The organism is Exiguobacterium aurantiacum (genome assembly GCF_001766415.1).
GTDB classification, from domain to species: domain Bacteria; phylum Bacillota; class Bacilli; order Exiguobacteriales; family Exiguobacteriaceae; genus Exiguobacterium; species Exiguobacterium aurantiacum_A.
Map to the genome: position 1 here is coordinate 214,504 of NZ_MKXO01000001.1, position 21,928 is coordinate 236,431.

At 53.1% G+C, this 21,928-nt stretch carries 25 protein-coding genes; 23 read left to right on the top strand and 2 right to left on the bottom strand.

Translation table 11 applies throughout. From position 1 onward, the window contains the following. Nucleotides 1-18 precede the first annotated feature (18 nt). Both BJU60_RS01105 and fur read left to right on the top strand, forming a co-directional pair. Nucleotides 19-549 (top strand): NUDIX domain-containing protein, encoded by a 531-nt coding sequence (locus BJU60_RS01105; RefSeq protein ID WP_070327108.1) that lies wholly within the window; start codon nucleotides 19-21, stop codon nucleotides 547-549. 112 nt (nucleotides 550-661) lie between these two features. Continuing rightward, nucleotides 662-1,141 (top strand): ferric iron uptake transcriptional regulator, encoded by a 480-nt coding sequence (fur, locus tag BJU60_RS01110; RefSeq protein ID WP_016509373.1) that lies wholly within the window; start codon nucleotides 662-664, stop codon nucleotides 1,139-1,141. 55 nt (nucleotides 1,142-1,196) lie between these two features. On the opposite strand, the gene BJU60_RS01115 is transcribed toward fur, so the two are convergent. After that, on the bottom strand, nucleotides 1,197-1,577 hold the full coding sequence (locus tag BJU60_RS01115) for a VOC family protein (protein WP_070327109.1): 381 nt from the start codon (nucleotides 1,575-1,577) through the stop codon (nucleotides 1,197-1,199). Between the two features lie 207 nt (nucleotides 1,578-1,784). On the opposite strand from BJU60_RS01115, the gene xerD reads away from it, so the two are divergent. From xerD to BJU60_RS01145, 6 genes are all read left to right on the top strand, one after another. Beyond that, a complete protein-coding gene (gene xerD / locus BJU60_RS01120; RefSeq protein WP_070327110.1) occupies nucleotides 1,785-2,669 on the top strand; it encodes a site-specific tyrosine recombinase XerD in 885 nt (294 codons plus the stop codon). A gap of 21 nt (nucleotides 2,670-2,690) precedes the next feature. Beyond that, nucleotides 2,691-3,857 (top strand): phosphopentomutase, encoded by a 1,167-nt coding sequence (gene deoB / locus BJU60_RS01125; RefSeq protein ID WP_070327111.1) that lies wholly within the window; start codon nucleotides 2,691-2,693, stop codon nucleotides 3,855-3,857. A 13-nt stretch (nucleotides 3,858-3,870) separates the two neighbouring features. Beyond that, on the top strand, nucleotides 3,871-4,680 hold the full coding sequence (locus BJU60_RS01130; protein WP_016509380.1) for a purine-nucleoside phosphorylase: 810 nt from the start codon (nucleotides 3,871-3,873) through the stop codon (nucleotides 4,678-4,680). 28 nt (nucleotides 4,681-4,708) lie between these two features. Continuing rightward, complete coding sequence (locus BJU60_RS01135; protein ID WP_070327112.1) at nucleotides 4,709-6,010, top strand: pyrimidine-nucleoside phosphorylase; 1,302 nt, start codon at nucleotides 4,709-4,711, stop codon at nucleotides 6,008-6,010. A 106-nt stretch (nucleotides 6,011-6,116) separates the two neighbouring features. Continuing rightward, nucleotides 6,117-6,557, top strand: coding sequence for a peptidylprolyl isomerase (locus BJU60_RS01140; RefSeq protein ID WP_035386247.1), 441 nt, complete (start codon nucleotides 6,117-6,119; stop codon nucleotides 6,555-6,557). Between the two features lie 89 nt (nucleotides 6,558-6,646). Further along, nucleotides 6,647-7,003 (top strand): GCN5 family acetyltransferase, encoded by a 357-nt coding sequence (locus tag BJU60_RS01145; RefSeq protein WP_070327113.1) that lies wholly within the window; start codon nucleotides 6,647-6,649, stop codon nucleotides 7,001-7,003. Between the two features lie 10 nt (nucleotides 7,004-7,013). On the opposite strand, the gene BJU60_RS01150 is transcribed toward BJU60_RS01145, so the two are convergent. Continuing rightward, on the bottom strand, nucleotides 7,014-7,484 hold the full coding sequence (locus BJU60_RS01150) for a DUF309 domain-containing protein (protein WP_070327114.1): 471 nt from the start codon (nucleotides 7,482-7,484) through the stop codon (nucleotides 7,014-7,016). Between the two features lie 79 nt (nucleotides 7,485-7,563). Between BJU60_RS01150 and BJU60_RS01155 the strand changes: the two genes are divergently transcribed. The 15 genes from BJU60_RS01155 (at nucleotide 7,564) to pgsA (ending at nucleotide 21,896) form a co-directional block, all read left to right on the top strand. Next, the gene (locus BJU60_RS01155) at nucleotides 7,564-8,331 is read left to right on the top strand and encodes a segregation and condensation protein A (RefSeq protein WP_070327115.1); all 768 of its coding nucleotides are present in this window, start codon (nucleotides 7,564-7,566) and stop codon (nucleotides 8,329-8,331) included. Beyond that, a complete protein-coding gene (scpB, locus tag BJU60_RS01160; protein WP_016509366.1) occupies nucleotides 8,309-8,902 on the top strand; it encodes an SMC-Scp complex subunit ScpB in 594 nt (197 codons plus the stop codon). Before BJU60_RS01155 ends, scpB begins: the two co-directional genes overlap by 23 nt. Then, nucleotides 8,903-9,661 carry a pseudouridine synthase gene (locus BJU60_RS01165; protein ID WP_070327116.1) on the top strand — a complete coding sequence of 253 codons (759 nt, stop codon included), beginning with the start codon at nucleotides 8,903-8,905 and terminating at the stop codon, nucleotides 9,659-9,661. Nucleotides 9,662-9,797: 136 nt separating this feature from the next. Next, entirely contained in the window at nucleotides 9,798-10,379 is a 582-nt protein-coding gene (locus BJU60_RS01170; protein WP_070327117.1) for a redoxin domain-containing protein, read from the top strand. Nucleotides 10,380-10,398: 19 nt separating this feature from the next. Beyond that, on the top strand, nucleotides 10,399-11,946 hold the full coding sequence (resB, locus tag BJU60_RS01175; RefSeq protein WP_070327118.1) for a cytochrome c biogenesis protein ResB: 1,548 nt from the start codon (nucleotides 10,399-10,401) through the stop codon (nucleotides 11,944-11,946). Continuing rightward, nucleotides 11,946-13,130: a c-type cytochrome biogenesis protein CcsB gene (gene ccsB / locus BJU60_RS01180; RefSeq protein ID WP_070327119.1), complete on the top strand. Its 1,185-nt coding sequence runs from the start codon at nucleotides 11,946-11,948 to the stop codon at nucleotides 13,128-13,130. Before resB ends, ccsB begins: the two co-directional genes overlap by 1 nt. Nucleotides 13,131-13,290: 160 nt before the next feature. Continuing rightward, nucleotides 13,291-14,007, top strand: coding sequence for a response regulator transcription factor (locus BJU60_RS01185; RefSeq protein WP_070327120.1), 717 nt, complete (start codon nucleotides 13,291-13,293; stop codon nucleotides 14,005-14,007). After that, nucleotides 14,007-15,710 carry a HAMP domain-containing sensor histidine kinase gene (locus BJU60_RS01190; protein ID WP_070327121.1) on the top strand — a complete coding sequence of 568 codons (1,704 nt, stop codon included), beginning with the start codon at nucleotides 14,007-14,009 and terminating at the stop codon, nucleotides 15,708-15,710. Before BJU60_RS01185 ends, BJU60_RS01190 begins: the two co-directional genes overlap by 1 nt. Before the next feature lie 53 nt (nucleotides 15,711-15,763). Next, nucleotides 15,764-16,315 (top strand): cob(I)yrinic acid a,c-diamide adenosyltransferase, encoded by a 552-nt coding sequence (locus tag BJU60_RS01195; protein ID WP_070327122.1) that lies wholly within the window; start codon nucleotides 15,764-15,766, stop codon nucleotides 16,313-16,315. A 7-nt stretch (nucleotides 16,316-16,322) separates the two neighbouring features. After that, nucleotides 16,323-17,561, top strand: coding sequence for an EF-P 5-aminopentanol modification-associated protein YfmF (gene yfmF / locus BJU60_RS01200; protein WP_070327123.1), 1,239 nt, complete (start codon nucleotides 16,323-16,325; stop codon nucleotides 17,559-17,561). Further along, a complete protein-coding gene (gene yfmH / locus BJU60_RS01205; RefSeq protein WP_070327124.1) occupies nucleotides 17,558-18,817 on the top strand; it encodes an EF-P 5-aminopentanol modification-associated protein YfmH in 1,260 nt (419 codons plus the stop codon). The genes yfmF and yfmH overlap by 4 nt, the downstream gene beginning before the upstream one ends. After that, nucleotides 18,814-19,509, top strand: a complete 696-nt coding sequence (gene ymfI, locus BJU60_RS01210; protein ID WP_070327125.1) for an elongation factor P 5-aminopentanone reductase — start codon at nucleotides 18,814-18,816, stop codon at nucleotides 19,507-19,509. Before yfmH ends, ymfI begins: the two co-directional genes overlap by 4 nt. Nucleotides 19,510-19,608: 99 nt before the next feature. Further along, the gene (locus BJU60_RS01215; RefSeq protein ID WP_070327126.1) at nucleotides 19,609-20,385 is read left to right on the top strand and encodes a DUF3388 domain-containing protein; all 777 of its coding nucleotides are present in this window, start codon (nucleotides 19,609-19,611) and stop codon (nucleotides 20,383-20,385) included. A gap of 48 nt (nucleotides 20,386-20,433) precedes the next feature. Then, a complete protein-coding gene (locus tag BJU60_RS01220) occupies nucleotides 20,434-21,288 on the top strand; it encodes a helix-turn-helix domain-containing protein (protein ID WP_233589550.1) in 855 nt (284 codons plus the stop codon). 29 nt (nucleotides 21,289-21,317) lie between these two features. Next, nucleotides 21,318-21,896, top strand: a complete 579-nt coding sequence (gene pgsA, locus BJU60_RS01225; RefSeq protein WP_070327128.1) for a CDP-diacylglycerol--glycerol-3-phosphate 3-phosphatidyltransferase — start codon at nucleotides 21,318-21,320, stop codon at nucleotides 21,894-21,896. Nucleotides 21,897-21,928: the final 32 nt, after the last annotated feature.

Below are 21,928 nucleotides of genomic sequence, written 5' to 3' on the forward strand. Positions count from 1 at the left end.
CGTGAGGAGTACATAACCATGGAAGAGAAAACGATTGAACGGGAAGTCATCTATCAAGGGAAGATTTTCGATGTCGAGAAGCATGTCGTCGCGCTCCCGAACGGAGGAACGTCGGTCCGAGAGCTTGTGTATCATAATGGGGCCGTCGCGGTATTGTTGATCGATGAGGACGACAAGATCGTTCTCGTCGAGCAATACCGGAAAGCGTTCGAATCGATGTCACTCGAGATTCCGGCCGGTAAACTCGAGATCGGAGAAGAGCCGCTCGCGAGCGCGAAGCGTGAACTTGAGGAAGAGACCGGTTATAAAGCCGAGTCGCTTGAAAAGATGTTCTCGTTTTACGGGGCACCTGGATTTTGCAGCGAGCGCGTCGACGTGTTCGTCGCCAAAGGTTTGACGGCGGGAGCGATGAACCTAGACGAGGACGAATTTTTACAAGTCGAACGTTATACGTTCGAAGAAGCGGGCGAGCTTTTAGCGAGCGGGCGGATCACCGATGCCAAGACGATCATGGCGATTCAGTGGTGGCAATTGTCTAAATTGAAATAATTCTAATCTGAAGTAGGTTGTGATAAACTTAGATAGTAATAATTTTAATTTGAAAAAACGACGGAATTTCGGTATGCTTTGAATAGTGAATTATGTAAAGAGGGGGCGCCTTATGGAAACGCGAATTGAACGGATCAAACAGCAATTGAGCGCCAAAGGATATAAATTGACACCGCAACGAGAATCAACGGTCCGTATCTTGCTTGAGAACGAGACGGACCATCTAAGTGCAGAGAACGTGTTCATGCTCGTCAAGAGCATCGCACCTGAAATCGGTCTCGCGACCGTTTACCGGACACTCGAACTGTTGACCGAGCTCGGCGTCGTCGACAAAGTCAACTTCGGTGACGGCGTCGCCCGGTTCGACCTCAGACCAGAAGGGGCGAACCATTCGCACCATCACCTCGTCTGTGTCGAGTGTGGATCAGTCGAAGAGATCATGGAAGACCTGCTCGTCGACGTCGAGAAGAAAGTCGAGAGCAAGTATGAATTTTTAATCAAAGACCATCGTTTGACGTTCCATGGCATCTGTAAAGTGTGCCAAGCGAAAGGCGTCACGCTCGAAGGGCATAAAGCCGTCATTAACGGTTGACGAAACAAAGGAGGACAAGCCGCTCGGCTTGTCCTCCTTTATGTTGATCATCAGATCAAATCGTCAGTTCGATTTTGTTTCGTTCTGGATCGTGGACGACGCTCTCATAATAGCCGTCCCCGGTCAGACGCGGTCCATCGACGAGTTCATAGCCATCAGCCTGCAAGCGCGCCGTCAATTCGTCGACGGCCTCGGCGCTGCCTAGCGCGAACGCCACATGCGCCAAGCCGAGTGTCGGCATCGCTTCGCCTTGGATGTCGGGTCGGCACATCAGCTCGAGTCGGCACGCTGATTCCGGAAACGTTAAAAAATACGATGTGAACTGTTTGTGCCGGTTCGTATATTTGTCGTTGGCGCTGGCACCAAAATACGTCTCATAAAAGCGGCGCATCCGTTCGAGGTCGTGGACCCATACGGCAACGTGTTCGATGTTCATCGTCATCACTCCTTTTCAACTACGTTCATCTTACCAGTGATGCAGCGGGATTGTCAGTCGATTTCCTGGAGAAAAAGGGCGTGAAATCGATGACAAAAAACTGTAAAAAAAACTTACAAAAAAATGAGGTCAGACGTCTTCACAACGGTTTACATAAGTGATATGATGTAAGCGTATTCAGGTGTAGCGAGGAAGGAGGGGGATGTCATGCGTTCGCAAGTCGAGTCGTTTTTACAATATATGACGGTTGAGAAAAGAATGTCCACCAACACGAGACAAGCCTATGCGAGCGATTTGACCCAGTACTTATCGACACTAATCCAACTTGGGGTGACCGAGTGGAATGAAGTCACGCGCTCACATATCGTCAAGCATTTAGAGGAACTGTCGCAAGCGGGTCGGGCCGCCTCGTCACTGCGGCGAGCCGTCAGTTCGATTCGCACGTTTCATCACCATCTGAAGATGAGCGGCGGCGCCTCGACCGATCCGGCACTTTACTTAGAGACGCCGAAAGCGGAGCGACATCTGCCGGACACGTGGTCGCAAGACGAAGTCGAGCGGTTGCTCGATAGCGTCCCGACGAACGATCCGCTCGCGCTTCGAGATCGTGCCATGCTCGAACTGCTCTACGGGACAGGCATGCGCGTCAGCGAACTTCTCGGTCTTGATTTGGATGATTTACAGTTTGAACTGGGGTATTTACAGTGTGAAGGCAAAGGCGAGAGCGCCCGGATCATTCCGGTGTCGTCGGTCGCCCAAAATTTTGTCGAACGTTACATCCAGCAAGCGCGAAACGGCCTCGGTGGTCGGGAGACCGAGGCGTTGTTCTTGAACGGACGTGGCGGTCGGCTTAGCCGCCAAGGGTTTTGGAAGATCATCAAGCGACGGGCGAAAGACGCCGGTATCCCGAAAGAGATCACACCGCACGTGCTGCGTCACTCGTTCGCGACGCACTTGCTCGAGAATGGTGCCGATCTGCGCGCCATCCAGCAAATGCTCGGCCATGCCGATCTCTCCACCACTCAAATCTACACACATGTAAACAAGGCGCGGCTCCACGATGTGTACCGTAAGCATCACCCGCGGGCCTAGACACTTAAAGGAGGAACTTTTGTGAAGAAATTTAAACGTATATTCTTAGTCGTCATGGACTCAGTCGGGATTGGGGAAGCCCCAGATGCCGACCAGTTCGGAGACGTCGGTTCAGACACGTTAGGTCACATCGCTCGTGAGCATGGCGGCCTGAACATGCCGAACATGGGCAAGCTCGGATTAGCGAACATTAAACCGATCGAAGGCATCGAACCGTCAAGCGCGCCGAGCGCGTTCGGCCGGATGGAAGAAATTTCGGCCGGGAAAGATACGATGACTGGTCATTGGGAAATCATGGGTCTCCACATCGATACGCCGTTCCGTGTGTTCGAGGAATTCCCGGACGATTTGATCAACCGGCTTAAAGAGTTCAGTGGACGCGACATCATCGGCAACAAGCCGGCATCAGGAACGGAAATTTTAGACGAGCTCGGTGAAGAGCATGTCGCGACAGGTGCGTTGATCGTCTATACGTCGGCCGACTCGGTGCTTCAAATCGCGGCCCACGAAGAAGTCGTCCCGCTCGAAGAACTGTACCGCATCTGCGAATACGCGCGCGACATCACGCGCGAAGATCCGTACATGCTCGGACGGATCATCGCCCGGCCGTTCCTCGGAACGCCTGGTGCTTGGGTCCGGACGTCAAACCGTCACGACTATGCGCTCAAACCGTTCGGCAAGACGGTCATGAACACGCTCGAAACAGCTGGTAAAGACGTGATTGCCCTCGGGAAGATCAGTGATATCTATGACGGAGAAGGCGTGACGAAAGCGGTCCGTACGAAGTCGAACATGGACGGGATGGACAAACTCGTCGCTTCGCTTGATGAGGAGTTCGAAGGGCTCTGCTTCTTGAACCTCGTCGACTTTGACGCATTGTTCGGCCATCGCCGGGATCCGGAAGGATATGCGGTCGCGCTCGAAGAGTATGACGCCCGTCTTCCTGAAGTGTTTGCTCGCTTGCGTGAAGACGACTTGCTGATCATCACGGCCGACCACGGTAACGATCCGACGGCACCAGGGACGGACCATACGCGGGAATATGTCCCGCTCATCGTCCATCACCACGGTTCGACTGCGGTCGACCTCGGCGTTCGCGCTACGTTCGCAGATATCGGCGCCACGGTGGCGGATAACTTTGACGTCGACGCACCAACAATCGGAAACAGTTTCTTAAACGAAATTTGAGGAGGCACTACACATGGTAAATTGGAACGAAACAAAAGCATTTTTACAGGAACGCATGAACGGAACACCAGAAATCGGACTCATTCTCGGATCGGGTCTTGGCGTGCTCGCCGACGAGATCGAGAATCCGGTCGCGATTCCTTACGAAGATATTCCGCACTTCCCGGTCTCGACAGTCGAAGGTCATGCCGGACAGCTCGTCTTTGGTGACCTTGAAGGGAAACGTGTCGTTGCGATGCAAGGACGGTTCCATTTCTATGAAGGATATTCGATGGAACAAGTCACGTTCCCAGTCCGTGTCCTCAAATTGATCGGTGTCGAGACGCTCATCGTCACGAACGCCGCTGGTGCTTGCAACGAGGCGTTCAACCCGGGCGACTTGATGGTCATCACGGACCATATCAATTTCTTCGGCACGAGCCCGCTCATCGGCAAGAACGCGAGCGACTTCGGGACACGCTTCCCGGATATGTCAGAGGCGTACGACAAACAACTCGTCGCGTTGACAGAGCGGGTCGCGTCAGACCTCGGTCTCAAGATTCAAAAAGGCGTCTACTTCGGGAACACCGGTCCGACATACGAGACACCGGCCGAAGTCAAGATGGCCCGTCTGCTCGGCGGCGACGTCGTCGGCATGTCGACCGTACCAGAAGTCATCGTGGCTCGTCACTCAGACATGCGTGTCCTCGGAATTTCGTGCGTCTCGAACATGGCCGCAGGTATCCTTGACCAACCGCTCAACCACGAAGAAGTCATCGAGACGACAGAGCGCGTCCGCCAAGACTTCCTTTCACTCGTACGTGGCACGATTAAAAGCATGTGACTAAAACAATTCTAGGAGGACGAAACTTATGCGTATGGTCGATTTGATTTTGAAAAAACGTAACGGTGGAGAATTAAACGAACAGGAGATCCGCTACGTCGTGGAAGGCTTCACGAATGAGACGATTCCAGACTATCAAATGTCTGCTTTGTCGATGGCGATTTATTTCAACGGCATGACCGAGAAAGAGACGGCGGCGTTGACGATGGAAATGGTCAAGTCAGGTGACGTCATCGACCTTTCTAAAATTAAAGGGAAAAAAGTCGATAAGCACTCAACAGGTGGCGTCGGCGACAAGATCAGTTTGATCGTCGCCCCACTCGTCGCCTCGATCGGTATCCCGGTCGCTAAAATGAGCGGGCGCGGGCTCGGTCATACAGGTGGGACGATCGACAAGCTCGAATCATTCCCAGGGTTCAACGTCGAGCTGACAGAAGCGCAGTTCACGAAGCAAGTGAACGACATCAAGATGTCGATCATCGGGCAGACGGGCAACTTGACGCCGGCCGACAAACGTCTTTACGCGCTCCGCGACGTGACGGCGACGGTCGAGTCGATCCCGCTCATCGCGAGCTCGATCATGTCGAAGAAGATCGCTGCCGGTGCCGACAGCATCGTCCTCGACGTCAAGACAGGGTCTGGTGCGTTCATGAAGTCGTTCGACGACGCGAAAGCACTCGCTGAAGAGATGGTCGCCATCGGGAAAAATGTCGGTCGCAAGACGATCGCCGTCATCACCGATATGGACCAACCGCTCGGGTTTGAGATCGGGAACGCGAACGAAGTGAAAGAGGCGATTGAAGTATTGTCTGGGAAAGACGTCAAAGACTTGAAAACGATCGCACTCACGATCGCCGGTCATATGGCCGTCCTCGGTGAATTTTATAAGACGTTTGACGAAGCATACGCCGACCTTGAACGCCGGATGGCCGACGGTCACGCGCTTGAAGTATTCCGTCAGTTCGTCGCGGCACAAGGTGGGGACGCCTCACTCGTCGATGATGTGACTAAATTCCCGCAAGCGAAATTTGAGACGACGTTCGTCGCGAAGACAGCCGGTTACGTCGAATCGATCATCGCGGACGAGGTCGGTGTCGCAGCGATGCTCCTCGGAGCGGGACGGGCAACGAAGGACGACTTGATCGACTTCGCGGCCGGTATCACGCTCGAGAAGAAAGTCGGCGACAAAGTCGAGGCAGGTGACGTCATCGCGATCCTTCGTTCAAACATCGAAGACATGTCTTCGGCACTTGAACGCATGGATCATGCTTACACGATCGGCGCCACTCAACCAGAGGCACGTCCGCTCGTCCACGCGGTCATCCAGTAAGTCAGAACGTCTGTTTCCACAAAACAGTGGAGGCAGACGTCTTTTTTTGATAAGATGGGTAATGTGAGTGATTATTGACTATATGAACATAAAGGGGTATTTCCATATGAAAAAAGGATCAATGAAATTAGAGAACGGTGAAATGATTGAATTTGATTTATTCCATGACGCAGCACCGATCACGGTCGACAACTTCGAAGAGCTCGCGAACCGAGGCTTCTACGACGGATTGACGTTCCACCGTGTCATCCCAGGCTTCGTCAGTCAAGGCGGATGCCCGGACGGAACAGGTATGGGCGGTTCAGGTAAAACGATCCCTTGCGAGACGTCGACTTCGTTCCCGTACAAACATGAAGCCGGCTCGCTTTCGATGGCACACGCTGGGCGCAACACGGGCTCATCACAGTTCTTCATCGTCCATGCGCCACAACCGCACCTTGATGGGGTTCATACTGTGTTCGGTAAAGTGACGTCAGGCCTTGAACACGCGGTCAAACTTCGCCAAGGCACGAAGATGGCTGAAGTCAAAGTTTGGGATGAGAATTGATTTCTGCCTAAACGTTATGGCACAATGAGCCATGTCTCTCACGTGATCACTTCGTGAAACATGTCTGACTAAAGGTGGTGAGACCAGCCATGCTGGTGAAGTATAAACAATCGCACGAGAAGACGGCGATGGGGCTGCTCGCATTTTCATGTAGCGACAAGTCTCCGCTCGCCCTTCTCGAACTCGTACGGTCTTACGAGGAAGATGCTTCGAAGTTCCTCTACTTGTGGAAAGTCGAAGAAGACTTCGTCGGGATCATCGGGATGGAACAGCTTGAGACGACGATGTGCATCCATCATATCGCCTTGTCGCCTTCGTTCCGTGGCGAAAAACGTTCATATGAACTGCTCGATGAGACGCGGAACTTGTTACCGCTCGATTTGACGCTTGTCGGTCACGGGAAGACGAGTGACTTGCTCGATAAATGGAATCAAGTCTCGATATAAAAAGCTAGGCTCAGCGCCTAGCTTTTTGTCGTTGTTCTAGCGCGAGCAGACGCTCTTCAACGACGGGCGTCCGGTCACGGTGGATATGTTTATGGACGAGCTCGTCGAAAGTCAGGGAGGTCGGTTCGAACGTGGGTTTCAACCGGTCGATTTGTCGGCGTGTCGGCTCGTCTAGCGGGAGTGTGTCCGAGAGCGGCCAACGTTCCAAGTCGCGTGTGAACGCCTCCATGTCGATGCCGAGCGGTTCAAGAGCGCTTTTGGCCAAAGGAAGCTTTTGCTTCAATGCAGCGACGCTCTTGACGGCCCCGGCCGTATTGCCCCGGCGGAAGTGGTAGTGGGCGACGGCGTACTGGATCAAGACGGCATAGCCGAGATGTTCACGGTTCCCATCCTGCCACGCCTCTTCGAGCACCTCGTGGCACTCGAAATAATCGGCATGACATTCAAACAGCAACGTATACTGATAAAAAGGGGTAAGCATCAATTTTCTCCTTTCGTGGTCACTGTACTACAAAACATGTTATACTAAAGCGCAAAAATGTTAAATGGCAGGTGTCTCTATGGAAGCGTATAACGTCAAAATCGATACGTTCGAAGGCCCGCTCGACTTGTTGCTCCACTTGATCGGCAAGATGGAGCTCGATATCGCCGACATCTCTGTTTCGGAAGTCACGGACCAGTATGTCGCCTTTATCCGGACGATGCAAAAGTTTGAGCTCGATGTGGCCAGTGAATATTTGGTCATGGCGGCGACGTTGCTCCAATTAAAGAGCAAACAACTGTTGCCACCGGTCCCGATCGAGGACGATGAGATTCCGGATTTCGGCGAAGAGCCGACTCGGGAAGGGTTGATTCGACAGTTGATTGAATACAAAGCTTATAAAGAAGCGGTCGTCTTCATGCGCGAGCAAGAAGAGCAACGGCTCGAACTATATAGCCGTCCCGGCGAAGACTTGACACGGTACATGTCTGAACTGGTCCAACCTTACGATGGACCGCTCAACTTTTCAGATTTGTTGCACGCCTATTCAAAGATGGTCGAGCGGAAGCGTTGGAAAGAACGGCGTAAAAAGACGATCAAGCGGGAAGAGCGGACGCTCGAACAGCAAATGACCCGTCTGCATGAACATGTGTCGGCGAACCGGAACACGTCGTTCTTTGCATTCTTCGAAGAACGGCCGGACGTGTCCGACCTCGTCGTCACGTTCATGGCGCTGCTTGAGTTGATTAAGTTACGAGTCGTCACGACAAAGCAAGTCGACCGAGATATTCACATTTCGTTTGTCGAAGCGTCAAAGGAAAGGGATGAAGCCGTTGTTGTCTTATGAAACGATCATTGAAAGCCTATTGTTTGTCGTCGGAGAAGAAGGCATGGAAGTCCGGGCGCTAGCAGATACGCTCGATATTTCTGAGGCCGCTGCCCGCGAACAATTGAATAAGCTAGGGGCGTCGTTCACGGACTCGGGGCGTCCGTTTCAATTGATCGAATCGGGCGGCGTGTACAAGCTCGTGACGATCCCGGACGTGTCCGAGTACATTCAACGGTATGTCGGGACGATGGCCGAACAGGCGCTGTCTCGTGCGGCCATGGAGACGCTCGTCATCATCGCCTACAAGCAGCCGGTCACACGGGCCGATATCGAGGAAGTCCGCGGTGTCAAAGTCGAACGCGTCATTCATACGTTGTTGTCAAAAGGGCTGATTGAATCAGCCGGCCGGGCGAAGACGATCGGGCGCGCGAAACTGTACCGGACGACCGAGCATTTCCTTGACCATTTCGGATTCAATTCACTCGAGGAGTTGCCACCATTAACGTTTGTTGACGAGCTGGCAGACGAAGGCGATCTGTTCTTCGGCCAGCCAGCTTCGATTACGGAAGATAGATTGGAGAATGATTAAATGGAACGTTTACAAAAAGTGATTGCCCAAGCGGGTATCGCCTCACGGCGTAAAGCCGAAGAAATGATTTTAGACGGACGGGTTCGCATTAACGGCAAAGTCGTTCGTGAACTCGGGACGAAAGTCGGACCGAAGTCGGAGATTGAAGTCGACGGCGTCAAAATCGAACAGGAAGAACACGTCTACTACGTGCTCTACAAACCGAGCGGCTACGTGTCGACGGTCGACGATGATAAAGGACGCAAAGTCATTACCGATCTCGTCCCACCAGGGTCACGCGTCTTCCCGGTCGGTCGTCTCGATTACAATACGACGGGACTCATCATCTTGACGAACGACGGAGAGTTCTCGAACATGATGACTCATCCGAAGTTCAAAATCCCGAAACGTTACGTCGCGAAAGTGAAAAACATCCCTTCGTATATCGCCATCAAGCAGCTCGAGTCAGGCTTAGAGCTCGATGACGGTTATAAGACGGGCAGCGCGAAAGTCAGAATGAAGACAGTCGACCATAAGAAGAACTCGGCGATTCTCGAAATCGTCATTTCGGAAGGGCACAACCGTCAAATTCGACGCATGCTCGAAGCAGTCGGTTCGGAAGTCATCAAACTGAAGCGCGAACAGTTCGGTTTCTTGACGCTCGACGGACTCACGACAGGCGACTGGCGCGAATTGTCACGCAAGGAAGTGAGCAAGCTCCGTGAGCTCGCGAACCCGGTCGTGCCGAATGAACCACGAGGCAAGAAAAAGAAAAAATAACAAGCTAAAAATCGTCCTTACACAGGATGATTTTTTCTTTTGTGGAGATTCTGTGACAAAAAGATGAAAAAAGTCTGTTAATGTGCGTTATCGTTGTTTTTTCAGTACAATAGCAACTGAAGGATGGTGTGAAATCATGACGAAAGAGACGAAACAAGGCGATCGGCTGAATCAAGCGATGGCCCATAAGAAAAAGCGGTCATTTTGGCGCCTCATGATTATGACGATGGTGCTGTTTGCCGGTGCGGTCGTCATCATGCAATTGATCGAGCAGGCCGGGAACGATGGCCGGGTCGAGGCCGGAGACGACGCGCCGAACTTTAAACTCGTCAGTCTTGACGGTGCGACGATGGTCGAGCGCGAAACGTATGATGGGAAAGGGATGCTGTTAAATTTCTGGGGTACGTTCTGTGAACCGTGCGAGAAAGAGATGCCGGTCGTACAAGACAACTATGCCACGCTTCAAAATATGGGTGTGGACTTTTGGGCCGTGAACGTCGGTGAGACGCCGCTGCGGGTCGACAACTTTATCAATGACCTCGGCGTCGAGCTCGACTATCCGATCTTGATGGATACACGTAGCGAAGTCGAGAAGGCGTACGGCATTTATAACTTACCGGTGACGTTTGTCATCGATGCCGACGGAAAAGTCATTGAAAAGTATGAAGGTGAACTCACGAAAGAGAAACTGTTAGAGTTAGCCGAGAAGTCATTGTAAGCGAACGGGGGGCGCACACATGCTAGATATGAAGTACGACGGCGCCGATTTACGGTCGAAGCGTCGTCCGAGATCTTGGATTGACCGTGCCTGGAGTTTCTTTGCATCGGTCAAAGTCGGTCTTTGGTTGATTGGACTCATTATCGTCGGCTCTGCGGTCGGGACGATTTTTCCGCAAGAGATGTATATTCCGCAACAATTGCCGGCGAGTCAATACTATACCGAAGAATATGGTACGCCAGGAACGATTTATTACACGTTAGGATTCCATAACTTATATACGTCGTGGTGGTACATCACGTTGATCGTGATGCTGACGTTGTCACTGATCGTCGTCTCGATCGATCGATTCTTTCCGTTGTATAAAGCGTTGAAATATCAACCGGTCCGACGCACCGACCGCTTCATGCGCGGGCAACGCCTGATCGGTGAAGGTAAAGGGACGGACGAACAGATCGACGCGCTCGGTGAGGCATTAAAGTCTAAGCGTTATCATGTAAAACGCGACGGCGATGCGCTACTCGCCGAGAAGTATCGGTTTGGTCGTTGGGGTCCATACATCAACCACATCGGGCTTGTCATCTTCTTTATGGGGGCGATGCTCCGCGTCTTCCCGGCGTTTCACACCGATACGCTCGAATGGGTACGGGAAGGCGAGACGGTAGCGCTCGAGGCGACAGACGATACGTATTACATTCGTAACGATCAGTTCATCCTCGAGATGTATGATCCAGAAAATAATGCGGAGGACGCCAAGTTTGCCGAAGCGATTGAAAAAGCCGGGGCTGTCCCGAAAAACTATGAGACGGAACTGACACTGTTCAAGAAGACCGGAACGAACGAGGACGGATCGCCGCAACTCGAGGAAGTTGAAACCGGTTCGACGAAAGTGAACCATCCGTTCAAATTCGATAAGTACGAAGTGTATCAGGAGCAGTATTCAAGCCGACCGGAGTTTTTGTCGATGTCGTTTAACGTCGGTGACAAACAGACAGGTGACGTGTACGGACCGTTCACGGTTGACTTGACGGACCCTGAGACGACATACGATCTCGGCGAGGTCACGGTGACGCTCAACGACTTGTATCCGGACTTTGAAGTTCGAAACGGACAGCCGGATACGAAGTCACCACGGGCGTTGAACCCTGCTTTCTTCTTAGCGGTCGAGAACCCGGATGGGACGACCGAATCGAACTTGATCGGGATTCGACTGAACGTTGCCGATGAAGACAATCGTTACGCGATCCAGTTCGCAGGAACGGAAATGGCGAGTACGAGCGGACTTCGGGTCAAGAGCGATTCGACGTATCCGATTTTAATTGTCGGTGGGACGATCTTCATGATCGGGATCATTATGGGGATGTATTGGCCGCACCGCCGGGTCTGGATACGACGTCATAACGAGACGGACGTGCTCGTGGCTGGATTCACGAACAAGAACCCGTCGTCGCTTCACCGCGAGATCACACCGCTCCTAGAAAAAAATGGGCTGCCGATTTGGGAAGACCAGGCTCGGTTCGAACAAAAGGCAGACATCGACTCAACTAAAGAAAGAGGGGAATCATAATGGAGTGGATTCAGTGGAGCAGCCGCCTGCTCTTGATCGCGTTCATTCTTTACGCCGTGGCGACCGTGTTGTTCACAATCGCGGTCAGTGGCATGCGCAAAGACCGAAACGTCAACCGGATCGCTTACGGTAAGTACGCGTTCACGCTAGCCGTCATCGGCTTTGTCGCCCAAACGGGATATTTTATTATGCGTTGGATCGGGGTCGGCTACGCGCCGGTCTCTAACCTTTATGAGTACACGACATTCTTCGGAATGATGATGGTACTCGGTTTTCTCGTCGTCTATGGGATTTATAAAAACGATGTGCTCGGCTTGTTCGCCATGCCGGTGGCGCTTCTCGTCATCGCGTTCGCATCGATGTTCTCAAGCGAAGTGGCACCGCTCATTCCGGCACTGAACAGTGTCTGGTTGAAAATTCACGTCACGACGGCCGCGCTCGGTCAAGGGATTCTCGCCATCAGTTTCGCCTCGGGCTTGATCTTCTTGCTCAACGAGACGTCGATGCGCGAACAATCGAAATCGCGCACATGGCTAGAAGTGACGATGTTCGTCCTCATGTGCACGCTCGGCTTCATCCTCGTATCGATGCTGTTTAAAGCAATCGGTGCCGGTGGAGTCGTCGAATTTACGAATGACCGCGGTACGCAAGAGTCGTACGAATACTTCATGCCGATCTTGTTCGTACCGGAAGGCGCACAACTGTTATCAGGTGCGAGTGGACTATCGCTCGAATTGCCGACGTTCATCAACACGTTGAAGTTGAACACGTTGCTCTGGTCGATTATCGCTGGCGCCGTCATTTACCTCGTGCTCCGGTTCGTCGTCTTACGCAAACGCATTGCGGAAGCGTTGCAACCGCTCGCGAAGAAAGTCGATCTTGACCTCGCGGACGAGATCAGTTACCGTTCGATCGCGATCGGATTGCCGGTCTTCATCCTCGGGGGGCTCATCTTCGCCATGATTTGGGCGCAGATTGCCTGGAACCGTTTCTGGGGCTGGGACCCGAAAGAAGTATGGGCGCTCATCACGATGCTCATCTATATTTATTACTTGCATATGCGCATCCAGCGGGGCTGGACGGGGACGAAAGCAGCATGGCTCTGTGTCGGCGGATTCGCCGTCATCATGTTCAACTTAGTGTTCGTCAACCTCGTCATCGCCGGATTACATTCATACGCTTGATGAAAAAGAAGTCACTTCGGTGGCTTCTTTTTCGTAAGGGCATACAACTCACCGTTGTTAAGCGAAATAATAGAGTGGTATAGTTATGAAAGAGAGCGAAATGTTCACAATTGTGCAACATTCGCTACATCTTGTAATGGTTCTCTGGGAGGTTTAGTTGATGGCTGATAAAACAAAAATTCTAGTAGTCGACGACGAAGAAAGAATTCGCCGACTGTTAAAAATGTATCTAGAACGGGAGCAATACGTGATCGAAGAAGCGACGAACGGTGAAGAAGCGCTTCAACTCGCACTTGAAGGCGACTTTGACGTCATCTTGCTCGACTTGATGATGCCGAAGATGGACGGGGTCGAGGTGTGTACCGAACTCCGTAAAACGAAAGCGACACCTGTCATCATGCTGACGGCGAAAGGTGAGGAGATCGACCGGGTTCAAGGGTTCGAGGTCGGCGCGGACGACTACATCGTCAAACCGTTCAGTCCTCGTGAAGTCGTCTTACGCGTCAAAGCGCTACTCCGTCGCTCAGGTTCGACAAAGTTTTTGCAAACGGCCGAAAAGTCGAAAGACTTGATCGTGTTCCCGCATTTGACGATCGACAATGACGCACACCGCGTCACGGTCGACGGAGAAGAAATCGCCCTCACGCCGAAAGAGTATGAGCTATTATTCTTCCTGGCCAAACAAGTCGATAAAGTGTTCTCGCGGGAGCAACTGTTAAAAGAAGTATGGAACTATGAATTTTTCGGAGACCTTCGAACGGTCGACACGCACGTGAAACGGCTTCGTGAGAAATTGAACCGTGTCTCTCCATCCGCGGCCCAAATGATCACGACGGTATGGGGTGTCGGATACAAGTTTGAAGTCGTCAGTGAGTGATGATCCGCCGCAATAGTATTGTCACGAAGCTGTGGCTGACGATCCTCGTGTTGGTCAGCCTGATTTTGTTCATCGTATCCGTCCTAATGCTCGAGTTCTTCAACTCGTTCCATATTGATCAGGAACGTGGGCATTTAGCGAAACTCGGTGGGCAAGTCCAGTCAGTCTTGCTAGAGGAAGGCGATTCGTCACGGACGGTCGACCAAATCATCGAAGTGTACGGAGCGAACTATATTTTAGAGAACGGGTCGGTCCGTTCGAACTTCGGCACGGAAGTCGATGGCTTGATGACCGAACTCGGACGTCAGTCATGGGGTCCTTATCAAGCTGTAGGGGAGACGGCGATCGGGAACTTCTCGTCGTTCGATGACCAGGCTGCCTTGGCGTATCGGACGACGTTCTCTCTTGAGACGGGCGAGTATACACTCTATTTGATTGAGCCGCTCAATGCGATCTCAAGCGCGAATGAAGGGGCGCGGACAATCATCTTTTGGACGGTCGCCTCGGCGATCATCGTCACGACCGTGTTCGCTTTCTTCTTATCGACCCGGATCACGGCCCCGCTGCGTGAGATGAGGGATGCCGTCAATAAGACGGGTGAAGGACAGTTCGATCTGCGGCTCGTCCAGAAGACGAATGACGAAATCGGTGAACTTGCCGGCTCATTCAATGCGATGAGCAGCCAGCTGTCGACATACGTGAACGCGCTCGACCGCGAACGGCTGCAGCTCGCTTCGATTCTACGTTCGATGGCAGACGGTGTCATCACGCTCGATCGCCATGCGAACGTGATCGTGACGAACCCGCAGGCACAGCCGTTATTGCACGACGATCAACCGCACGAAGTCGTGCTCGCGCTCTACGAAGACGTCGTCGGCGGTGCGCCTGAGAAGACGATTGAAGTGAAGCAAGACGATCACTACTACACGTTGACGGTCACACCGCTCCTCGGGGAGGAAGATTTCGAGGGAGCGGTCGTCGTCATCCGTGATACGACCGAAAGTCACCGCCTCGACAAGATGCGGACCGACTTCGTCGCCAACATCAGCCACGAGCTGCGAACACCGCTCGTGACGCTCCAAGGCTATTCCGAGGCGATCATCGACGGCATGACCGAGAGTGACGAGGCGACGAAAGAATTCGCTTCGATCATTTACGACGAGTCGTTACGGCTTGCCCGGCTCGTCAACGATTTACTCGATTTGGCGAGAATCGAATCAGGGAAAGAGACGATGCAGTTCGCGGCGTTCGATTTCGGCGAATTTTTACCTCGGGTGATGCGCAAGTTTAACCAGATGGCGAACGAGAAAGGGATCACGTTGTCGACCGTGGCTCCGAAGCGGATGATTGAAGCGGATGGGGACCGGTTAGAACAAGTGTTCACGAACTTGATCGGCAACGCCATCGCCCACACCGAGAGCGGAGCGATTCGGCTCGAGGCGACCGAAGAAGCGGACAGCTTCTTGATCTGTTTGACCGATACCGGCAGCGGGATCCCGAAAGAGGACTTGCCGTTTGTTTTCGAGCGGTTCTATAAAGCGGACAAGGCCCGGACGAGCGGCGGGAAGACCGGAACAGGCATCGGACTCGCCATCGTCAAGAACGTCATCGACGCCCATCATGGCACGGTCGACGTCACGAGCGTGTACGGCGAAGGGACGACGTTCACGATTCGGCTCCCTTACGACCAACCGCAATCATAACGACAATGGTGACTCCTATGGGTCACCATTTGTGGCATAGAGGAGGAAATGACATGAAGCGATATACACGTGGAGGCGACAAGGGTGAAACGTCATTGATCGGCGGACGCGTCTTGAAAGTACATCCGCAAATCGAGGCGATGGGGTTGTTAGATGAATTGAACAGTCACATCGGTCTCGCGCTCGCGCACCAGACGGACGCGACGTTACGGCATCAACTGACGAAAATCCAGCACGATCTGTTCGACCTCGGTTCAGAACTGATGTACAAACAAGATCCGCCGCAGCAAGTCGACTTAGCGATCGTCACCGAGCTCGAGACGTGGATCGATGAACTAGAGACGAAGTGTCCAGAACTCGTCCGCTTCATTCTGCCGGGGGGCAGCGTGGCCTCGGCGAGTCTGCACGTCGCCCGGACGGTCTGTCGCCGCGTCGAACGCGAGCTCGTCAACATCGATGCGGCCGTTCGTCAATTGTCTTACTATAACCGCTTAAGCGATTACTTGTTCACGGCCGCCCGTTATGCCAACGTGGTGGCGGGCGTACCCGATCAAGAGTATGCGCGCGGTGCGTCCGTGTTCCAACCGAAAACGAAAAAGGAGTAGATGATTCATGAAAGGGATCGAACAATTCCGTAACCAGCTCCACTACTCGGTCTATCCGACCGATAAATTTAAAACGACGACGTGCCTCGTCTCGTTCGCGGCGCCGTTGTCTGCAGAGACGATTGCCGACCGGGCGCTACTGCCGTACGTCATGGAAAAAGCGACGGCGGCGTATCCGTCGATTGAACTGTTTCATACACCGCTCGAACAATTATATGATGCCAGCCTATTCGCCGGTGCGTCAAAAGTCGGGAAAGAGCATGTCATCCAGTTCCAACTGGAAGTCGTGAACGACCGGCTCGTCGGGGAACCGGTCCTGTCTCAGGCGATCAAGCTATTAGAAGAAGTGTTGCTCCGCCCGAACGTTTACGACGGCGCGTTTCAACCGCTCATCGTCGAACAAGAATCCCGTCTGCAGCGTCAACGCATCGAGTCGGTATACGATGATAAAATGCGCTTCGCCCAGCAGCGATTGCAAGAACTGCTCGGCGGAGAACTCGCGATCCCGTCGCTCGGGACACTCGAACAACTTGACCAGGTGACGCCGCGATCGCTCTATGAGGCGTACACGTCCATGATCAAACACGACCGCATCGACGTCTACGTCGTCGGGGACGTCACGCGCGACCAAGTGACCGAGGCATTTTTGCCACTCGAAACGCTCGGCTCGCCGCTCGTCCGAGAGTATCCTGAACCGGTCGACCGAGAGTTTCAACGACTTGAGGAACAGCAGGACGTGAAGCAGAGTAAACTTCACCTCGCCTATGAGGCCAACATTGACCCGCGCAGCGAGGACGCGATCAAGATGCAAGTCGTCAACGGCTTGTTCGGTGGGTTCCCACACTCGAAACTGTTCATGAACGTCCGTGAAAAGGAGAGCTTGGCGTACTATGCGGCGTCGCAATACAGTTCGCTTAGCCGGATGTTGTTCGTTTACGCCGGGATCGATGCCTTGAACCAAGTGAAAACAGAACAAATCATTGCCGACCAACTTGCCGACCTGCAAGCAGGAGAGTTCGATGACATGACGCTTGAGCAGACGAAAGAGATGTTGTTCCATCAACGGCGCCAACTCGGTGACAGTCCGCGTCAACTGATCGCTTGGATGAGTGGCTCGGACATCCGTCCGTTCTCACTCGAAGAAGAGATGGCCATCCTTGCCCGGACCACGCGAGAAGACGTGGCCGCGCTCTCGAGTCAAATCAAACTGAAGGCGATTTATTGTTTAAAGGGGGGGACAGCATGAAACTAGATTTTCCAAACGTCGGTGAGACGATTCATCACGTCGTTCTCGATAACGGGCTGACGGTCTACTTGCTGAAGAAAGCTGGATATGAAAAAACGTACGCCACATTCACGACAAAATACGGTTCGATCGACCGCCGCTTCAAAACGGACGACTGGATCGAAGTACCCGACGGCATCGCCCATTTCCTTGAACATAAAATGTTCGAAAAAGAGGACGGCGATGTGTTCCAGAAGTTCGGACAGCTCGGGGCGTCGGCGAACGCTTTCACATCATTCACCCGGACCGCTTATTTGTTCGGTGCCACGTCAAACGTCGAGGCAAACTTAAAGACGTTGATTGATTTCGTCCAAGATCCGTACTTTACGGAGGCTTCGGTCGAGAAAGAGAAAGGCATCATCGGCCAGGAGATTCAAATGTATCAAGACAACGCAGGGTGGCGTCTTTATTTCGGTTTGATCGAGGCGATGTATGAAGCGCATCCGGTCAAAATCGATATCGCCGGAACAATCGAGTCGATCAGCGCGATCACGGCCGCTGACCTTTATGCATGTCATCAAGCGTTCTATCATCCGAGTAACATGACGCTGTTCGTCGTCGGCAACATCGACCCTGACATCGTGCTCGAACAGATCAGTTCGAATCAGGCCGCGAAAACGTTCGAACCGCCTGTACTCACTGAACGCGAACACGTGCAAGAGCCGAGAACGGTCCGCTTAGCCACGCGTGTCATCGAGATGGACGTATCAGTCCCGAAAGTCATGATCGGCTACAAGGACACGCCACGCGCCGGGGAAGACGGGATGAAACAAGAACTGGCCGTCGAACTGCTCATGCACGCCTTGTTTGACACGACGGCGCCGCTCTATGCAGAGCTTTACGCCGAAGGGTTGATCGATGATGCCTTCTCGTTCGACTATACGTCGGAAGAATCGTTCGCCTTCGCCGTGCTGTCGATGGAGACACCGCATGTCGATGCGTTCGTCGCCCGCATCACCGAGGTGCTCGAGCGTCCGCTCGACATCGGAAATGAGACACTCGACCGTAAGAAGCGGATGATGAAAGGGCAGTTTTTGAAGGCGCTCAACTCACCCGAGTTCATCGCCAACCAATTTTCACGCTACGCGCTAACGGGCGGGAACATGTTCGATTTGCCTGAGCTGCTAGACGCGGTCACGCTTGAAGAGCTATACGACACGTATGACCGATTGTTCAAACCGGATCAACGGACCGTCTGTGTCGTCAAAAAACCATGACGACACTCATCACCGGGGCGAGTGGGGCGATCGGTCGTGCCGTCGCCCTTTCCTTTCGCGATGATGAGCTCATCTTACATGCGCACGCGAACACGGAAGCGCTCGAAGCGTTCGTGAAGACAGAAGGTTTGTCAGGCCAAGTCGTCACGTGCGACCTCGGCGACGACCAGGAGCTAGACGCCTGGCTCGCTACGGTCGGCGCGGTCGATCGGATTATTCACGTCGCCGGTAACCACGCCTACGGGCTGCTCGTCGACGCGGACATCACTGAACTCGATCGTCTCTATCGCGTTCATGTGCGCGCGATGGTTCGACTCGTTCAACACGTCGTCGGGCAAAAAGCTTACGATCGCCCGCTCGACATCGTCATCGTCTCGAGCGTCTGGGGGGAAGTCGGAGCGGCCGGAGAAGTGATGTACTCGACCGTCAAAGCGGCACAGCTCGGCTTCGTCAAAGCGTTCGCGCGCGAGGCCGGCCCGTTCAATGTTCGCATCAATGCCATCACGCCGGGGTGGATTGAGACGCCGATGAATGATACGGTAGAAGAGACGAAACAAGACGTTAGAGATGAGATTCCGCTCGGCCGTCTCGGTCATGTCACAGAAGTTGCCGAGACGATCCGTTTCCTCTGTTCACCGTCCGCGTCCTACGTGACCGGCACGGTGTTACGGGTCGATGGCGGTTGGCAGTGAAAACTTTGTCGCCTCGGTTGAAACGAGTTCTTTTCAATTCTTCTAAAATAATTTAGAATGAACAAGGTAGCGAGCCTACATTCGGAAAGGGTGGACGAGATGGATCATAAGTTCGAAGAATGGTATCTCGAATATGAACTTTGCCAAAATCGCCCCGGTATCCTCGGCGATATCGCCTCGCTGATGGGGATGCTCCAAATCTCGATCGTGACCATCAACGGGGTCGATCTTCAACGTCGCGGGATGTTGCTCAAGGCACCGGCCGCCGATCACGTCCATCGGCTCGAGCATATTTTGCGGAAGATGGAAGCGATCGTCGTCATCAAACTCCGCCGCCCGAAACTGAGGGACCGGATTGCGATCCGTCACGGCCGCTATATCGAACACGACAACGACGACAAAAAGACGTTTCGCTTCGTGCGCGAAGATTTAGGGGTACTCGTCGATTTTGTCGCTGAACTGATGAAAGAAGAACGACATCTGTTGATCGGTGTCCGGGGCAACCCGCGCGTCGGCAAAACGGAGTCGATCGTCGCGGCGAGCGTCTGCGCAAACAAGCGTTGGCTGTTTCTCTCGTCGACACTCATGAAACAGACGGTCCGGACGTCACTGTTTGAAGAAGAACGAGAAGGCGATCACGTCTACATAATCGACGGCGCCGTTTCGACGCGGACGATGGACGAACGTCATCGTCAGTTGATCCGGGAAGTCATGCGTCTGCCTGCCGTCAAAGTGATCGAGCATCCCGATCTATACGTCCGCAATACCGATTGCGTGTTTGAGGACTTTGACTATATTATCGAACTGCGAAACAACCAAGATGAAATCATCATCATTCCGCAAGAAACGAATCGTGAAGCAGAATGGTTTGAATAATTAATTGAATGGAAGGTGTGGACCCCTTTGACAGAACTAGGGACTTTTTTGAAACAAAGGCGTGAGGCGAGCGGTCTGACGCTTGACCAAATTCAGCAGACGACGAAGATTCAAAAACGCTATATCATCGCGATCGAGGAAGGTGATTATAAAAATCTCCCTGGTTCGTTTTATGCACGGGCGTTCATCAAAACGTATGCGGAATCGCTCGGGCTTGATGTCGATGAGCTTTACGAGACATATGCAAAAGATTTACCGAAAATCGAACCGCAACCGACCGCTCAATTATCACGTAAGCAAACTTATTCAAAAGCTTCCGAGACGTCGAGCCGCGTCTCGAGATGGGTGCCGAAAATCATGCTCGTGCTTGTCGCCTTCTTGCTTGTGACAGCGGTCTACTACGTCGTTAGAAATCTCGATTTTGGAGGCGGACAGGACGCGACACCGGCTGAACCACCGGCTTCAGGCGTGACGATCAATCAAAATGAAGACGTTCCTGAAGAAGAGCCGACGGAAGAAGCGCCGGTCGAAGAAACACCGGCCGAGGAAGAGCCGCCAGAAGAAACCGGACCGATCGCGGTGACGGAAACGAACGGGGCCGACCTCACGTATGAGATCGCAACAGCTGACAAGCTGACGACCGAGATTCACGTCAAAGAATCACCGGCGACTTATGTCGGCGTTCGCGATACATCGCTTGAAGGAGCGTTCCTTGCACCGGAATATCCGAACCAATCGAAACAAAACCCGATCGTCATCGAAGGTGCCGAAACAGATACGCTTCGGATTCGGATCGGTTTGATCGGTGGCGTCGAGAAGATTGTCGTCAACGGCCGTGAGCTTGAGCTTGCTGATTCTCCGGTCACACAAAATATATTTGTGAAGAGAGTCGACGCTGAATAAGTCGACGTCTTCTAGAGGAGGAGTTCTCGATGAACCTACCTAACCGCCTGACGATGTTGCGGGTTTTGCTCATCCCCGTATTCGTCGTCTTGCTCGCTGTAGATTTTAACTGGGGAGACATCGCTTTCCTCGGGGCGGAAGTACCGCTCCATCAATTCATCGCCGCGGTCGTGTTTACGATCGCAGCGATTACGGATTGGCTTGACGGGCACTTGGCCCGTAAGCACAACTTGGTCACGAACTTCGGCAAGTTCATGGATCCGCTCGCTGACAAGTTACTCGTCACGGCGGCGCTCGTCTTGCTCGTCGAGATGGACCTCGTCGCGGCATGGGTCGTCGTCGTCATCTTGTCACGTGAGTTCGCGGTGACGGGGCTTCGTCTCGTCGCGGCTGATGAAGGAATCGTCGTGGCGGCCGGTAAGTCGGGTAAAGCGAAGACATGGATCCAGCTCTTTGCCATCATCTTCTTATTGTTCGGCAACCCGATTTTCAACTATATCGGCATCCCGTTCGGGGAGTGGGCGATGTGGCTCGCACTCGTCTTAACGATTTATTCTGGGGCCGAGTATTTCGCACAAAACTATAAGATCATTGTAAAATCGATGTAAATCGACGACAGGCGAGTTGTGGGAGCAACTCG

Coding starts and splice junctions, on each gene's coding strand:
- BJU60_RS01105 (WP_070327108.1), top strand. CDS start 19: ATGGAAGAGAAAACGATTGAACGGGAAGTCATCTATCAAGGGAAGATT.
- fur (WP_016509373.1), top strand. CDS start 662: ATGGAAACGCGAATTGAACGGATCAAACAGCAATTGAGCGCCAAAGGA.
- BJU60_RS01115 (WP_070327109.1), bottom strand. CDS start 1,577: ATGAACATCGAACACGTTGCCGTATGGGTCCACGACCTCGAACGGATG.
- xerD (WP_070327110.1), top strand. CDS start 1,785: ATGCGTTCGCAAGTCGAGTCGTTTTTACAATATATGACGGTTGAGAAA.
- BJU60_RS01130 (WP_016509380.1), top strand. CDS start 3,871: ATGGTAAATTGGAACGAAACAAAAGCATTTTTACAGGAACGCATGAAC.
- BJU60_RS01135 (WP_070327112.1), top strand. CDS start 4,709: ATGCGTATGGTCGATTTGATTTTGAAAAAACGTAACGGTGGAGAATTA.
- BJU60_RS01140 (WP_035386247.1), top strand. CDS start 6,117: ATGAAAAAAGGATCAATGAAATTAGAGAACGGTGAAATGATTGAATTT.
- BJU60_RS01145 (WP_070327113.1), top strand. CDS start 6,647: ATGCTGGTGAAGTATAAACAATCGCACGAGAAGACGGCGATGGGGCTG.
- BJU60_RS01150 (WP_070327114.1), bottom strand. CDS start 7,484: ATGCTTACCCCTTTTTATCAGTATACGTTGCTGTTTGAATGTCATGCC.
- BJU60_RS01155 (WP_070327115.1), top strand. CDS start 7,564: ATGGAAGCGTATAACGTCAAAATCGATACGTTCGAAGGCCCGCTCGAC.
- scpB (WP_016509366.1), top strand. CDS start 8,309: ATGAAGCCGTTGTTGTCTTATGAAACGATCATTGAAAGCCTATTGTTT.
- BJU60_RS01165 (WP_070327116.1), top strand. CDS start 8,903: ATGGAACGTTTACAAAAAGTGATTGCCCAAGCGGGTATCGCCTCACGG.
- BJU60_RS01170 (WP_070327117.1), top strand. CDS start 9,798: ATGACGAAAGAGACGAAACAAGGCGATCGGCTGAATCAAGCGATGGCC.
- resB (WP_070327118.1), top strand. CDS start 10,399: ATGCTAGATATGAAGTACGACGGCGCCGATTTACGGTCGAAGCGTCGT.
- ccsB (WP_070327119.1), top strand. CDS start 11,946: ATGGAGTGGATTCAGTGGAGCAGCCGCCTGCTCTTGATCGCGTTCATT.
- BJU60_RS01185 (WP_070327120.1), top strand. CDS start 13,291: ATGGCTGATAAAACAAAAATTCTAGTAGTCGACGACGAAGAAAGAATT.
- BJU60_RS01190 (WP_070327121.1), top strand. CDS start 14,007: ATGATCCGCCGCAATAGTATTGTCACGAAGCTGTGGCTGACGATCCTC.
- BJU60_RS01195 (WP_070327122.1), top strand. CDS start 15,764: ATGAAGCGATATACACGTGGAGGCGACAAGGGTGAAACGTCATTGATC.
- yfmF (WP_070327123.1), top strand. CDS start 16,323: ATGAAAGGGATCGAACAATTCCGTAACCAGCTCCACTACTCGGTCTAT.
- yfmH (WP_070327124.1), top strand. CDS start 17,558: ATGAAACTAGATTTTCCAAACGTCGGTGAGACGATTCATCACGTCGTT.
- ymfI (WP_070327125.1), top strand. CDS start 18,814: ATGACGACACTCATCACCGGGGCGAGTGGGGCGATCGGTCGTGCCGTC.
- BJU60_RS01215 (WP_070327126.1), top strand. CDS start 19,609: ATGGATCATAAGTTCGAAGAATGGTATCTCGAATATGAACTTTGCCAA.
- pgsA (WP_070327128.1), top strand. CDS start 21,318: ATGAACCTACCTAACCGCCTGACGATGTTGCGGGTTTTGCTCATCCCC.